Raw genomic sequence first — 13173 nt, 5'->3', positions numbered from 1 at the left:
ATCGTGATGAGCGTTATGAACCGATTTATGAGTTTTTTGGGCTTGCAGGAGGAAGAAGAAGTTGTGGAGCGGGAGCAAATCCACGAAGAGGATGAGTATGAGCCAGCCCCTGTCGAAACCCGCAAAAATCAAAGGGGCAACGTTGTCAGTATCCATTCGCAGAAGAATGTAAAAGTTGTACTTTATGAGCCACGTTCGTACGATGAGGCTCAGGAAATTGCGGACCATCTCCGTTCTCACCGGACGGTAGTGATCAATCTTCAGCGTGTTCGCAATGATCAAGCGATGAGAATTATTGACTTTTTAAGTGGAACTGTTTATGCCCTTGGGGGAGGAATCTCTAAAATTGGGGGCAATATATTTATGTGCACGCCAGATACCGTTGAAATTCAAGGTGCTATCACGGAAATCCTCGGTGACGATCCAGAATATAACAGAATGAGGTGAATGAGCTTTGCTCCAAATTGATTCGATTATTGATATGCTTTTCAATATTTATTTTTACATGATTATTTTCTATGTACTGATGTCGTGGTTGCCAAACGTTCGTGATAATTTTATTGGTGAACTGCTAAGCAAGCTTGTTGAACCATATTTAACACCATTTCGTCGGTTTATTCCGCCACTCTTCGGTACGCTTGATATTTCCCCGATCATTGCACTACTCGTCTTGGAATTTGCGGCAGGTGGACTCAAATCCATTTTGCACTTAATTTTTTAGGCAGAAGTGATGAAGACGGAAGTTTACGGGCATTTTCATCCCGATGAAAGACAATTTGTGGACAAGGCTTGGGAATGGGTTACCCATGCCGGAGAATATCATGAGACGAAACTGACCGAATTTCTAGACCCGCGACAAGGCTTTATTCTGCAAAGTCTCGTTAACCGCCATCCTGATGTAATTGTCAGATGGGAGGGGGGGCATGCAGAGGCAGAACGAAAGCGAGCGCTCGTTGCTCCCGATTATCGTGATCTGGATCAAGAGGATATGGAGCTGAAGGTTCTTGCGATAACCTCTGGTGAACAGAAGTTTCTGGCGCTTGAGCATGGGGACTACATGGGTGCTATTCTAGGACTCGGAGTAAAACGCGGTAAAATCGGGGACATTCATGTTCTGGATGATGGCTGTCATGTGGTGGTAGCTGCAGATATTGCGGATTATTTAGCTATGAATTTAACTGGAGTACACCGGATACAGGTGAGTACGGAGGTATTGCCACTTTCTTCCTTGCGTAATAGTGAGGTGAAGCTGGAAATGATGGATTTGACTGTAGCGTCCCTACGATTGGATGGCATTGCCGCAGATGTAACACGGCTTAGCCGCAGCAAAATTCTTGCTCCCATCAAGGCTGGACGCGTTCGGGTAAATTGGAAAGTGGAGGAGGACCCTTCCTGCGGACTTAAAGATGGTGACATGGTATCTATTCAAGGATTCGGTCGTTTCAAGGTTTTAGAAGTCGGTAGTTTGACGAAAAAGGGCCGATACCGTGTTCAAATTGGTAAATTTGTGTGAATCCCTTGCAGGAATCCGGCTTTACTTGTCGAAATTGATTATTTCGAGGGAATCAAACATTTTTAAAGCAGGACGCCGATATTTTATAGAAGAGGCGAACCATGAATGGCAGTTGGATCGTCGATATATATCCTCTGCCTTTACTTGAAGTACAGTCTTTCTTCTTTGTCTGCTGCACAGGTATGGTTCAGAGACTTAGAAGGTCCGAAATTTCTAGGAGGTGCACAGCATGCCATTAACACCGCTCGATATACATAACAAGGAGTTCTCTCGGAGACTTCGCGGTTATGATGAGGACGAGGTCAACGAATTTCTGGATCAAGTAATTAAAGATTACGAAAGTGTTATCCGTGAGAACAAAGAGCTGCAGAATCAGCTTTTGTCCATTCAAGAGCGTTTGGATCATTTTGTGAACATTGAAGAGAGTTTATCGAAGACGATCTTAGTCGCTCAGGAAGCGGCAGATGATGTGAAGAACAACTCCAAGAAGGAATCGCAGCTTATTATCAAGGAAGCGGAAAAGAACGCAGATCGGATTATTAACGAAGCGTTATCCAAATCCCGTAAAGTTGCTATTGAGACTGAAGAGTTGCGCAAGCAAGCTTCAATCTATCGTACTCGTTTCCGGACATTGGTGGAAGCTCAGCTGGAGCTGTTGTCACAGGATGACTGGAATGCCTTGGAGAGTCGTGAGGCGAGCGAGAACGTAACTTTTAAGGATGATGTTCTACATCGTATCTAATCATTGTGATGAATGCTGATTTGGTTTGTGAGTAGGAAGGATTTTGGACTTTTATAATTTCAAACCAGAATTGGCTAAATAGAGGGAGCTATTCCCTCTATTTTTATTTTCCGTTAAAATCGATCATAATAAAGGATCTTCCGCCATCGTTGGTATGCTCCTATTTGCGGATTTGGCAAGCGGTTGTTGACATTTAGACTCAAAAAGTCTATAAATAGAACATATCTGTATAATGTTTATATGTATTCGATGACGGGACAAGTACGACAAGGTAACGTTCTCCAGAGAGTCGGCGATTGCTGAGAGCCGATTGTTCGAACCCTGCCGGAAGATCTTCCCCTAGAAGTTAAGCTGAAGCGTTGATCGTGCGTAAGCTTAGCCGTCTGCCGGACGTTACACCGGACCTGTGCATGAGATTTACGCGCGGGACTGAGATTGTGCTGAATACACTCCCCTTAAGGATGTGCTCATGCGCAGAATTAGGGTGGTATCGCGAGCGTCGTCTCGCCCCTTTGGGGGTGGGATGACGCTTATTTTGTTGTTCCGGGGCGGGCCATCCCCCTAAATCCCCCTTGCTAAGGGGGACCCCAAGGGCTGCCGCCCTCTGGACACCCGCAAAGTAAAGCCTCGTGCAAATGGGTACGGTGGTGGAAGCGAACGGACTCATGTGGCTGAAGGAGCGGCCCTTCTTAGGCTCCCCTGGCGGGATCGCCTGCGGGGCCTTCACTGCTAGAGCAAACCGGCGTTTCACTCGCCGGTCCCTGTGGCACTCCTAGCCAGTGCTGCCCTGCGGGATCGCGGCTCGGGTGCCAAGAACAAAAGCACGTGCGACCAGCTGTGCAAGGTCGCTCAGAGACTAAACCATGAAAGGATTGACCATCACATGCAAAAAGTAGATGTCAGAGAAAAAGCGCGGGCAAGAGATGTCCGCATACTGAAGAAATGGAGCGACGAAAATACGTTCCGCAAATCCATGGAGAACCGTGAAGGACGTCCGAACTATGTATTTTACGAAGGTCCTCCTACAGCGAATGGTGCACCACATATCGGGCACGTGCTGGGCCGTGTAATCAAGGATTTCATCGGTCGTTACCAAACGATGAAAGGCTATCGTGTGGTACGTAAAGCGGGCTGGGATACACATGGTCTTCCAGTAGAGCTAGGCGTGCAAAAGAAGCTTGGGATCTCCGGTAAACAAGAGATCGAAGAATATGGTGTAGAGAAATTCATTCAGGAATGTAAAGACAGCGTCTTCGGCTACGAGAAGCAATGGCGCGAGTTTACAGAGGGTATCGGATACTGGACGGATTTAGATAATCCTTACGTAACCTTGGATAACACATATATCGAAAGCGTGTGGAACATCTTGGCTACGGTGCATGACAAAGGGCTGCTCTATCGCGGACACCGCGTTAGCCCTTACTGCCCAAGCTGCCAGACTACCCTAAGCTCCCACGAAGTAGCTCAAGGCTACAAAACCGTCAAGGATCTTAGTGCGACTGCAAAGTTCAAACTGGATGACAGTGGAGACTACGTACTAGCTTGGACGACTACACCTTGGACATTGCCAGCGCACATGGCTTTAGCCATGAACCCTGACATGGATTATGTACGTGTACAACAAGAAGATGGTGTGTACATCGTTGCTAAGAATTTGGTGGAAGAAGTAATGAAAGGCGAGCACACCGTCCTTTCGACACATAAAGGTTCCGAGTTTATCGGCAAAACTTACGCTCCTCCTTTCGGATACATCAAGGCAGAGAAAAGCAATGTCATCGTAGGTGCTTCCTTCGTTACAGATTCCAGCGGTACAGGGATCGTACACATGGCACCAGCGCATGGTGAAGATGACTACAAGACTTGCCGCGAGAACGGTATCAGCTTCGTAAACGTGGTTGATAATTCCGGTAAGTATACGGATGTAGTGTCTGATTTTGCCGGACGCTTCGTAAAAGATTGCGATTTAGATATCGTTAAAGCTTTATCTGAAAAAGGATTGCTTTACGGTAAAGAAAAATACGAGCACAGCTATCCGTTCTGCTGGCGTTGTGATACACCGCTCTTGTATTACGCAACAGACAGCTGGTTCATCAACACTACAGCGATCAAGGATCAGCTCATTGCTAACAACAACAGCGTAAATTGGTACCCTGAGCATGTACGCGAAGGCCGTTTTGGTAAGTTCTTGGATGAACTGGTGGACTGGAATATCAGCCGTAATCGTTACTGGGGTACACCGCTTAATGTTTGGGTGTGTCAAGAAACGGGCAAAGAGTTCGCTCCACACAGCATTGAAGAACTGAGAGCCATGGCAATCGGCGATGTGCCTGAGGATATCGAGCTGCATAAGCCTTTTGTAGATAAGATCAAGCTACGTAGTCCTTTCAGTGAAGGTGCAGAGATGGTTCGCACACCGGAAGTTATCGACGTTTGGTTTGACAGTGGTTCAATGCCTTTTGCTCAAAGCCACTATCCATTTGAAAACGAAGATAAGCTGAATGATCAGTATCCAGCGGATATGATCTGTGAAGGGATCGACCAGACCCGTGGATGGTTCTATAGCTTGCTAGCAGTATCTACCTTGTTTAAAGGTAAAGCACCATATAAAGCGGTAATCGCTACAGGCCATATCCTCGACGAGAACGGTCAAAAAATGTCCAAATCCAAAGGCAATGTTATTGATCCTTGGGAAATCATGAATGAATACGGAACGGATGCTTTCCGTTGGGCGATTCTGTCTGACAGTGCACCGTGGAACAACAAACGGTTCTCCCGTGGTCTTGTAGGGGAAACCAAATCTAAAGTTGTAGATACACTGGTGAATACACATGCGTTCTTGACGCTTTATGCAGGCATCGATGGTTACGATCCAGCCGATCATCCTTTTAAAGTATCCGAACATAAGCTGGACCGCTGGATTCTATCCCGTCTGAACAGCTTGATTCTTTTGGTAGATAAAGGACTTGCGGTAAATGACTTCGTAAACACGTCCAAAGCGATTGAGAACTTTGTGGATGAGCTCAGTAACTGGTATATCCGTCGTTCCCGTGACCGTTTCTGGGGGAGTGGTCTAGGTGAAGATAAGCTGGATGCTTATCGTACACTGACCCATGTGCTTTTGACGACAGCCTCTTTGATGGCTCCATTTACACCGATGTTGTCTGAAGATATCTTCACGAACCTTGGCGGCGGAGAAAGCGTGCATTTAGCAGATTATCCGGTTGCTGATGAGAGCTTGATCGATAAAGAGCTGGAAGAGGATATGGAAAGTGCAAGACAGATCGTTGAGCTGGCGCGCAACGTGCGTAACGAAACAGGCATTAAGAATCGTCAACCACTGTCTGAGCTGATCGTTTCGATGAACCGTGACTTCCATTTGTCTGAGTATGAAGAGATCATCAAAGAAGAGATCAACATCAAGAACATCGTGCTGGAGACTAGTGATAGCGGATTTGTGGATTTCACACTTAAGCTGAATCTTAAGGTTGCCGGTAAAAAATACGGTAAAAACGTTGGCTTCCTGCAAGGCTTCCTGAAAGCTCTGGATAGTGACTCTACCCGCAAAGCGGTACAAGATGGCTCAATCACGATTGCGACGCCAGAGGGAGAAGAGCTCGTAATCACTTCCGAAGAGCTACTCGTTGAAAAACAAGCCAAAGCAGGTTTCGCAGCAGCTTCTGGATATGGAATTACGGTTGCGCTCAATACCGAAATCACGCCTGAGCTTGAACAAGAAGGCTGGGTTCGTGAGATCATTCGTGCGGTTCAAGACTACCGTAAACGTCTGGATCTGCCGATCGAGAAACGGATCGCACTCACGCTGAATGTAGACGATGAGCTTAAAGCAGCAGTTACAGCATTTGAGAATGTATTGCGAGACAATGTACTTGTGACTACGGTTGATTTTGGCGGAGAACACGCTTTTGAAACGGTAGATGTTGGTGGTAAATCTATCGGCATCCATATTGGAGCGTAAATCTGCATTACCTGTCCCAAAACAGCATATACTAGCGGCACAAGTGTAAACGGAGAACTTCTGTTTATGCGGGAAATATAGTCTTTATATTTCGCCCGCAAAAAATAACGAGCCTCGTGCTCAAGGAGATTCATTCTCTTTGACCGGGCTCGTTTACTTTGTGGGCGAGTATAGACGTATGAGAGGAGCTGTGGCTGTGGAGGATCAGAAGAACAGAATCTCCGTCAAGACATCCGGCAACAAGAACAGCCCAGACATGGGAGCGGAGAAAAAGGTTATTCCTGAGGCAAACCCTGAGCGTTTAACAGCAGATCATCGTAATCCGGAAGATATTCCACTGGAAGAAAAAATGAATACAATGTATCGATTAACCTTTGAATGGGCCCATATTTTAGAAAAATCACGAATTTATAAGTATACAGAGCTGCTATATTCACCTTGGAGTCTCATTTGGCGAAACATCTTATATGGAACGGCTCGTGGAGTTGGGATCGCGCTAGGCTTTACTTTTTTTGCGGCAACGATCATTTATGTCCTTCAGGGGCTTGGAGCCTTGAATCTACCGATCATCGGAGATTATATTGCGGATATTGTACGGATTGTACAGCGTCAGCTGGAATTTAAATAGCTTGTTAAGGCGAAGCCGTCTTTATTTGGGTTGAAGGAGAGATTAGAGTCCGGTCCATTTTCTTAGGTGGATTTACCCAACCTTGAGCTTCTATGTTTCTCCCCAGTCCTGACCTTTCCTTCTTTAATCTTTGGAGAGGGCTGCGCTGCTTATTTTCCTCGTGTATGATGCGTAAGCCTCTCATTAATAATAAATATCGTCGGTCATCTTCATGACTGAGTTGTTGTACATTTTTGAAATAATCGTGATTCACTACGGTACACTCCTTGTATGTCGATTTCATCATGCGTTAGATCAGTTTAACATCTGAATCTGAACATTTTCTTAACAAAATGACATAGAGCATAAAAAACAAAAAAACAGCGGGCATTCCACAATAAAACTGGAACCGCACGCTGTTCATTTTTCTAGTAGGGATAATGCTTTTACTCTTCGCCTTCGAGCGGATCAAGCATGTAACTTCCCTCGCCGCTATCCTTATAGCGTTCGTAGCTGCGTCCCGGAACTACAATTAAATGGTTCCCGGTAATATCGGTGGCGATAAAGTTCTCCCAAGGCTCTACACAGCCTTCCAGCTCATCCGCTTCAATCTCCATATCGTTATAAGAGTCAATATTGCTGCCCTCCGCCATAGCAGGGGAATCGGAGTTGCCATAGCTTTCTACTATCTGCCAGGCATCTTCACCGTCAAAGCCGTTTTGATCCTCTCGCTCATCGAGACTGGTACGCCCAAATGGAGGAGACAAAAATTCTTCTTCAATTGGCCGAGTAAAAGGTGCATTTTGACGTGGGGCGTGCTCCTTACAGTAAAGTGTAGAAGGAATGGCAGATAAACGCTCAAAAGGGATCGGTTTACCGCTAGCCTTACATATCCCGTAAGTGCCTTCATCCATTGCGGAGAGAGCAGCTTCGATATCATCCAGCTCATGCTCGTCCCGCTCAAGCAGTGAAATATCCATGGAGCGATTATACAAATCGGTGGCTGCGTCCCCCGGATGGTTGTCATTCTCGGAAAGTTCTCCGGTGCCATCCCGCATGGATTCCTGTAGGCCGTAATTTTCATTATTCTGAAGCCTTTGCTGAATAGTATCACGATCTTTTTCTAATCGGGCGCGTAGCTCTGAGAGCTGCTGTACTGTCAGGTGCGTCATGATGAGTAAGCTCCTTTCTGTACTTTTTTAAGAATCCTTCCGACTTACCGATTTGCACCGGATGATTCTTTGTTAGGTTGACCTGAGAGGCGTTATTTTAGCGATGGAAAATAGTCCCCAAGATTAAGCGCCCGAGAGGTGTCACGCAATAGACGATCTTCTAAGGGCTGTGCTACAATATACAAGTCTTATAACAGTATTCGTACCGCATTTGGCGGGAAAAATAAGAACGGAGTGACAACTTCTGTGGTGTACTATTTGATTGCTCTTATTGTATTTTTGGTGGATCAGGGAACGAAGTATCTCATTGCCACACGTCTGGAGATTGGGGAACAGATTTCGGTGATCGGGAATTTCTTCCTAATTACCTCACATCGTAATCGCGGGGCTGCTTTTGGGATTCTACAAGGTCAGCAATGGTTCTTCTTTTTAGTTACGGTTGTAGTGGTTGCAGGTATCGTTTGGTACTTGAACAAAACTAGACATTCGCGGAAGATGCTATCGGTTGCCCTTGGGCTTGTTCTGGGTGGGGCGATTGGTAACTTCCTAGACCGGATGATCAGTGGTGAGGTTGTCGATTTCCTTCTGTTTAATTTTGGAAGCTATAGCTTCCCGATTTTTAACGTTGCGGATTCATGTATCGTCATTGGGGTTGGGTTGATTCTTTTGGACTCCTTCCGCGATCTTAAGAATGGTGAAGAAATCACGGAAATCAAAGAAGTAAAAGAAACAAAGGAAGTAAAAGAAGGGAATGAATGATTTGAGTAAAGACGTCAATCACCAAGCGGCATCTACGAGCGAAGAAGAGAGGGACGTCACGGAGTGGACCGTTTCGGCGGAGAACGCGCGGGAGCGAATTGATAAATATATTACAGAATCTTGGGAAGAGGATATTTCTCGTTCTCAGGTACAGCTGTGGATCAGTGGTGGCCATGTTACGGTTAATGGGGCACCGGTTAAAGCTAACTATAAGCTCTCAGAAGGCGATAAAGTTTCCATTGTCGTACCAGAAGCAGAAGTGACGGACTTGATCCCAGAGAATATTCCTCTTGAAGTTGTATACGAAGACAGCGATGTCATTGTGATTAATAAGCCACGTGGAATGGTTGTGCACCCAGCAGCTGGTCATCCGTCAGGCACTTTGGTGAATGCACTGATGTATCATTGCAAGGATCTGTCCGGTATTAACGGTGAGATTCGTCCGGGTATTGTCCACCGTATTGATAAAGATACCTCTGGTCTTATTATGGTGGCTAAGAATGATGCCAGTCACGCATCGCTCGCAGCACAGCTTAAAGAGCACAGTGTAACACGCCGCTATATAGCTGTTGTGCACGGCAACTTGTCGCATGACAAAGGAACGGTTGACGCTCCGATCGGTAGAGATCCACATGATCGCAAGCTATACACTGTAACGGAAAAGAACAGCAAGAAATCTGTGACCCATTTTACGGTGATGGAGCGTTTCGGCGAATGTACACTGCTGGAGTTGCAGCTAGAGACTGGTCGCACGCATCAGATCAGAGTGCACATGAAATTCATAGGTCATCCGCTTGTGGGCGATCCGGTTTACGGTCGCAGCAAGGGAACAACTATGAATGGACAGGCATTACATGCGGCGGTGCTTGGATTTATTCATCCTACGACAGGTGAATATAAAGAATTCAGCAGACCTATTCCGGAAGACATGGAAGAAGTTCTACTCGCATTGCGCAGCAGATAAGTACAAATGAAGTGATAAATAGTCTATGGTATTGAACTCTGCTTTCCATCATATTTAATAACATAAGGATAAAGAGAAGGTTATGCCTTATTCTTTATCCTTATTTTTTATCACAGAAACGGATCTCTAGAAACATAAGCCATCCAAGGGACGGCGAAGCCGTTTCTTCTGAAATTAGAATAGATAGCCAGGAGATGAGATGAAAGTATGAGTATTGAACAATACCAAGACAGCTTCATTCAGACTAATTTTGCAGACCGCATTGGTGGTGCGAACTATGGCAAAGATACCTCGATTTATAAATTCGAGAAAATCAAACGTGCCAAAGCATCCGCTAAACAGGATTTTCCTGATATTGAATTGATCGACATGGGCGTAGGCGAGCCGGATGAGATGGCTGATGCCGGTATCGTGGCTAAGCTTGCTGAAGAAGCAGCTAAGGAAGAAAACCGTGGTTATGCGGACAATGGAATTGCTGAGTTTAAGACAGCCGCTGCCGAATATTTGCGGGAAGTATTCCGTGTGGAAGGTATTGATCCTGTTACAGAAGTAGTTCACTCTATCGGATCTAAGCCTGCGCTGGCGATGTTGCCTTCTTGCTTTATCAATCCGGGAGATATTACGATCATGACGGTGCCGGGTTATCCAGTGCTGGGTACACATACTAAATACTTGGGTGGACAAGTGTTTACAGTAGAACTGAAGAAGGAGAATAACTTCCTTCCAGATCTCAACGAAATTCCAGAAGAAGTTGCTCATAAAGCTAAGCTTCTTTATTTGAACTATCCAAACAATCCAACGGGCGCTAGCGCGACTCCTGAATTTTTTGCTGAAGTCGTAGCATGGGCTAAAAAATATGATGTAGTCGTTATCCACGATGCGCCATATGCGGCTTTAACCTATGATGGTTTGAAGCCACTTAGCTTCCTCTCTGTGCCGGGTGCGAAGGATGTTGGCGTGGAACTGCATTCCTTGTCCAAATCCTACAATATGACAGGCTGGAGAATTGGCTTTGTTGCCGGGAATCCTTTAGTTGTTAAAGCCTTCAGTGATGTGAAGGATAATAATGATTCCGGTCAATTTATTGCGATTCAAAAAGCTGCGGCTTACGGTCTTGCTCATCCAGAGATTACTGAAGCGATTGCGGCCAAGTATTCTCGTCGTCATAACCTGTTGGTTGATGCACTGAACAGTCTCGGCTTCCAAGCTGAGAAACCAAAGGGTTCTTTCTTCCTTTATGTTGCTGCGCCAAAAGGTGTCAAAGGCGGTCGCCGTTTTGAATCTGGTGAAGATTTCTCGCAATTCCTGATCCGTGAGAAGCTAATCTCCACTGTGCCTTGGGATGATGCAGGTCCGTTTGTACGTTTCTCCGTTACCTTTATTGCTAAAGGGGAAGAGGAAGAAAGACGTGTCATTTCTGAAATCCAAAGACGCTTAAGCGATGTGGAATTTGAATTTTAATTAATTGTTAGAAATTGAAGCTGTCTGGGGTAACCTTGGGCGGCTTTTCTTTATGTTAGACGTTAATCCAGGCAGAAAATACGAAAATAAAAGCTATATCCATCGTTATGGCTTCCTCTTGTTGTTAATAGAAGTAAGTTTGGAAAGTGTTGTAGTTTAGGCAGATAAAGTTGACATGCAGGGTTTGTTCTGTCATAATTCTCATTAAATGAATAGCGCCTTTAATTCAGTCCTGTGAGGCTGGCAAGGTAACGTGAATCGAGGTTCGCGACTCTTAGAAAGGTATCCGTGTGTATACACCGGACTGTCTTTTTATGCGCGCGGCCATCATCTTCTTCATCTGCGGATTTCACTCCTTGCCTGTTATAGGCAAGGAGTTTTTTGATTTCCGGGAACTTGAACAGGCGAAACAAGTGGAGGGTGACAAGATTATGGTTACTGAGAAAAATGTAATTATGGACGAAACGGCGATCCGCCGGGCATTATCCCGTATTGCTCATGAGATTTTGGAGAAAAACAAAGGAATTGAGAATTGTCTGCTGGTGGGTATCCGGACAAGAGGCGTATATCTGGCACAGCGCATCGCTGAGCGTATCAAGGAAATTGAAGGCGTCGAGATTCCTTACGGCGAACTCGACATCACGCATTATCGGGATGACCGTGAAGTAGGAGGCAGTGAAGCGGTAGTGAAGAGTAACGTCATTATTACTTCCGGCAGTGATGGCATCCATGATAAGAAGGTCATTTTGTTCGACGATGTGCTGTACACCGGACGCACGATCCGCGCGGCGATGGACGCTTTGATGGATTGCGGACGCCCACGAATGATTCAACTGGCAGTACTGGCTGACCGTGGTCACCGCGAGCTGCCAATCCGGCCGGACTACATCGGTAAGAATGTACCTACCTCAAAGCATGAGCAGATTGAAGTGGCGCTGAAGGAATACGACGGCAAAGACGAGGTCTACATTATTTCAAACCGGGAGGAACGATAACATCATGACGCTTACCAAGGTAAAGGAACGTAGTCTGCTGGGTATAAAAGAGCTTGATCGGTCGGAAATCACCCAATTGCTGGATAGAACAGCGTACTGGGACAATCAAAGTGAGAAGCTAACCCCCATTTTGAACTCGCATTTTATTTCTAACATGTTTTTTGAGAACAGCACACGCACACGCTTCTCTTTCGAAATGGCAGAGAAACGACTGGGTGCACAAGTACTTAATTTTACGGCTGCAGCTTCTAGTGTAGAAAAAGGGGAGTCGATCTACGATACAGTACGCACACTGGAATCGATGGGGATCGATGCCGGAGTTGTGCGTTTGAAGCCTGCAGGTGTGCTGCAGCAGTTAGCTGAGAAGGTGTCCATACCGCTTATTAATGCGGGCGATGGCAACAATGAACATCCAACACAAGCGCTGCTTGATCTTTACACCATGACTAAAACGTTTGGAGATTTAAAGGGTCTCACGGTTTCTATTATCGGGGACATCATGCATAGCCGGGTAGCGCGCTCCAATCTATGGGGACTCACAAAGCTGGGAGCTAAAGTGCAATTCTGTGCACCGGAGAATATGAAGGCTCCTGAGCTTATGGAATACGCGCCTTATGTGACTATAGAGGAAGCCCTTAAAGCAGATGTAGTCATGATGCTTCGTGTGCAGCTGGAACGCCATTCTTCCGGAATCGTACTTTCCGCAGAGGATTACCGCAGACATTATGGTTTAACGGAAGAACGCGCAGCTAAGCTTGCAAAAGATACAATCATTATGCATCCAGCACCGGTTAACCGGAATGTCGAGATTGATGATGCAGTTGTAGAGTGCAGTCAATCAAGGATTTTCCCGCAAATGTCTAATGGGGTGCCGGTTCGGATGGCAGTTCTCGAAAGAGCTTTACTATAAAGTTCTAAGAATGATGATGTATAAGGACTAATAAATATACACAAACATGAATTTTTATTATATAATGATGAGAG

General features: G+C 45.7%; 12 protein-coding genes and 1 other annotated feature. Of the genes, 11 read left to right on the top strand and 1 reads right to left on the bottom strand.

What is annotated here, in order from left to right:
• The first annotated feature begins 6 nt into the window (after positions 1-6).
• From NST74_RS22165 to NST74_RS22140, 6 genes are all read left to right on the top strand, one after another.
• Entirely contained in the window at positions 7-447 is a 441-nt protein-coding gene (locus tag NST74_RS22165; RefSeq protein WP_042130218.1) for a cell division protein SepF, read from the top strand.
• A 34-nt stretch (positions 448-481) separates the two neighbouring features.
• Positions 482-721, top strand: a complete 240-nt coding sequence (locus NST74_RS22160; RefSeq protein WP_042132388.1) for a YggT family protein — start codon at positions 482-484, stop codon at positions 719-721.
• 9 nt (positions 722-730) lie between these two features.
• The gene (locus NST74_RS22155; RefSeq protein ID WP_341114466.1) at positions 731-1513 is read left to right on the top strand and encodes a YlmH family RNA-binding protein; all 783 of its coding nucleotides are present in this window, start codon (positions 731-733) and stop codon (positions 1511-1513) included.
• 229 nt (positions 1514-1742) lie between these two features.
• Positions 1743-2255: a DivIVA domain-containing protein gene (locus NST74_RS22150; RefSeq protein WP_042130215.1), complete on the top strand. Its 513-nt coding sequence runs from the start codon at positions 1743-1745 to the stop codon at positions 2253-2255.
• Between the two features lie 240 nt (positions 2256-2495).
• Positions 2496-2770, top strand: a binding site (T-box leader).
• A gap of 368 nt (positions 2771-3138) precedes the next feature.
• A complete protein-coding gene (gene ileS / locus NST74_RS22145) occupies positions 3139-6231 on the top strand; it encodes an isoleucine--tRNA ligase (RefSeq protein ID WP_341114465.1) in 3093 nt (1030 codons plus the stop codon).
• Between the two features lie 256 nt (positions 6232-6487).
• A complete protein-coding gene (locus NST74_RS22140; protein ID WP_375105457.1) occupies positions 6488-6859 on the top strand; it encodes a DUF5665 domain-containing protein in 372 nt (123 codons plus the stop codon).
• Between the two features lie 425 nt (positions 6860-7284).
• Here NST74_RS22140 and NST74_RS22135 read toward each other — a convergent pair whose 3' ends face one another.
• Positions 7285-8010, bottom strand: coding sequence for a TraR/DksA C4-type zinc finger protein (locus NST74_RS22135; protein WP_042130209.1), 726 nt, complete (start codon positions 8008-8010; stop codon positions 7285-7287).
• A 246-nt stretch (positions 8011-8256) separates the two neighbouring features.
• On the opposite strand from NST74_RS22135, the gene lspA reads away from it, so the two are divergent.
• The 5 genes from lspA to NST74_RS22110 all read left to right on the top strand — a co-directional run bounded on the left by lspA (position 8257) and on the right by NST74_RS22110 (position 13099).
• Positions 8257-8769, top strand: coding sequence for a signal peptidase II (gene lspA / locus NST74_RS22130; protein WP_341115954.1), 513 nt, complete (start codon positions 8257-8259; stop codon positions 8767-8769).
• Positions 8762-9733: an RluA family pseudouridine synthase gene (locus NST74_RS22125; protein WP_339287654.1), complete on the top strand. Its 972-nt coding sequence runs from the start codon at positions 8762-8764 to the stop codon at positions 9731-9733. Before lspA ends, NST74_RS22125 begins: the two co-directional genes overlap by 8 nt.
• A 207-nt stretch (positions 9734-9940) precedes the next feature.
• Positions 9941-11194, top strand: a complete 1254-nt coding sequence (locus NST74_RS22120) for an LL-diaminopimelate aminotransferase (protein ID WP_042130204.1) — start codon at positions 9941-9943, stop codon at positions 11192-11194.
• 431 nt (positions 11195-11625) lie between these two features.
• Positions 11626-12189 (top strand): bifunctional pyr operon transcriptional regulator/uracil phosphoribosyltransferase PyrR, encoded by a 564-nt coding sequence (pyrR, locus tag NST74_RS22115; protein ID WP_042130202.1) that lies wholly within the window; start codon positions 11626-11628, stop codon positions 12187-12189.
• Positions 12190-12193: 4 nt separating this feature from the next.
• On the top strand, positions 12194-13099 hold the full coding sequence (locus NST74_RS22110; RefSeq protein ID WP_339287648.1) for an aspartate carbamoyltransferase catalytic subunit: 906 nt from the start codon (positions 12194-12196) through the stop codon (positions 13097-13099).
• Positions 13100-13173: the final 74 nt, after the last annotated feature.

The organism is Paenibacillus sp. FSL F4-0125 (assembly GCF_038008565.1).
Taxonomy (GTDB): domain Bacteria; phylum Bacillota; class Bacilli; order Paenibacillales; family Paenibacillaceae; genus Paenibacillus_AQ.
Note: the sequence above shows the minus strand (reverse complement) of the source record. Positions and strands in the feature narration are given on the sequence as shown.

What these genes read in the sequence shown, in the direction of transcription:
- NST74_RS22165 (WP_042130218.1), top strand. Translation starts at nt 7, where the DNA reads ATGAGCGTTATGAACCGATTTATGAGTTTTTTGGGCTTGCAGGAGGAA.
- NST74_RS22160 (WP_042132388.1), top strand. Translation starts at nt 482, where the DNA reads ATGCTTTTCAATATTTATTTTTACATGATTATTTTCTATGTACTGATG.
- NST74_RS22155 (WP_341114466.1), top strand. Translation starts at nt 731, where the DNA reads ATGAAGACGGAAGTTTACGGGCATTTTCATCCCGATGAAAGACAATTT.
- NST74_RS22150 (WP_042130215.1), top strand. Translation starts at nt 1,743, where the DNA reads ATGCCATTAACACCGCTCGATATACATAACAAGGAGTTCTCTCGGAGA.
- ileS (WP_341114465.1), top strand. Translation starts at nt 3,139, where the DNA reads ATGCAAAAAGTAGATGTCAGAGAAAAAGCGCGGGCAAGAGATGTCCGC.
- NST74_RS22140 (WP_375105457.1), top strand. Translation starts at nt 6,488, where the DNA reads ATGGGAGCGGAGAAAAAGGTTATTCCTGAGGCAAACCCTGAGCGTTTA.
- NST74_RS22135 (WP_042130209.1), bottom strand. Translation starts at nt 8,010, where the DNA reads ATGACGCACCTGACAGTACAGCAGCTCTCAGAGCTACGCGCCCGATTA.
- NST74_RS22125 (WP_339287654.1), top strand. Translation starts at nt 8,762, where the DNA reads ATGAATGATTTGAGTAAAGACGTCAATCACCAAGCGGCATCTACGAGC.
- NST74_RS22120 (WP_042130204.1), top strand. Translation starts at nt 9,941, where the DNA reads ATGAGTATTGAACAATACCAAGACAGCTTCATTCAGACTAATTTTGCA.
- pyrR (WP_042130202.1), top strand. Translation starts at nt 11,626, where the DNA reads ATGGTTACTGAGAAAAATGTAATTATGGACGAAACGGCGATCCGCCGG.
- NST74_RS22110 (WP_339287648.1), top strand. Translation starts at nt 12,194, where the DNA reads ATGACGCTTACCAAGGTAAAGGAACGTAGTCTGCTGGGTATAAAAGAG.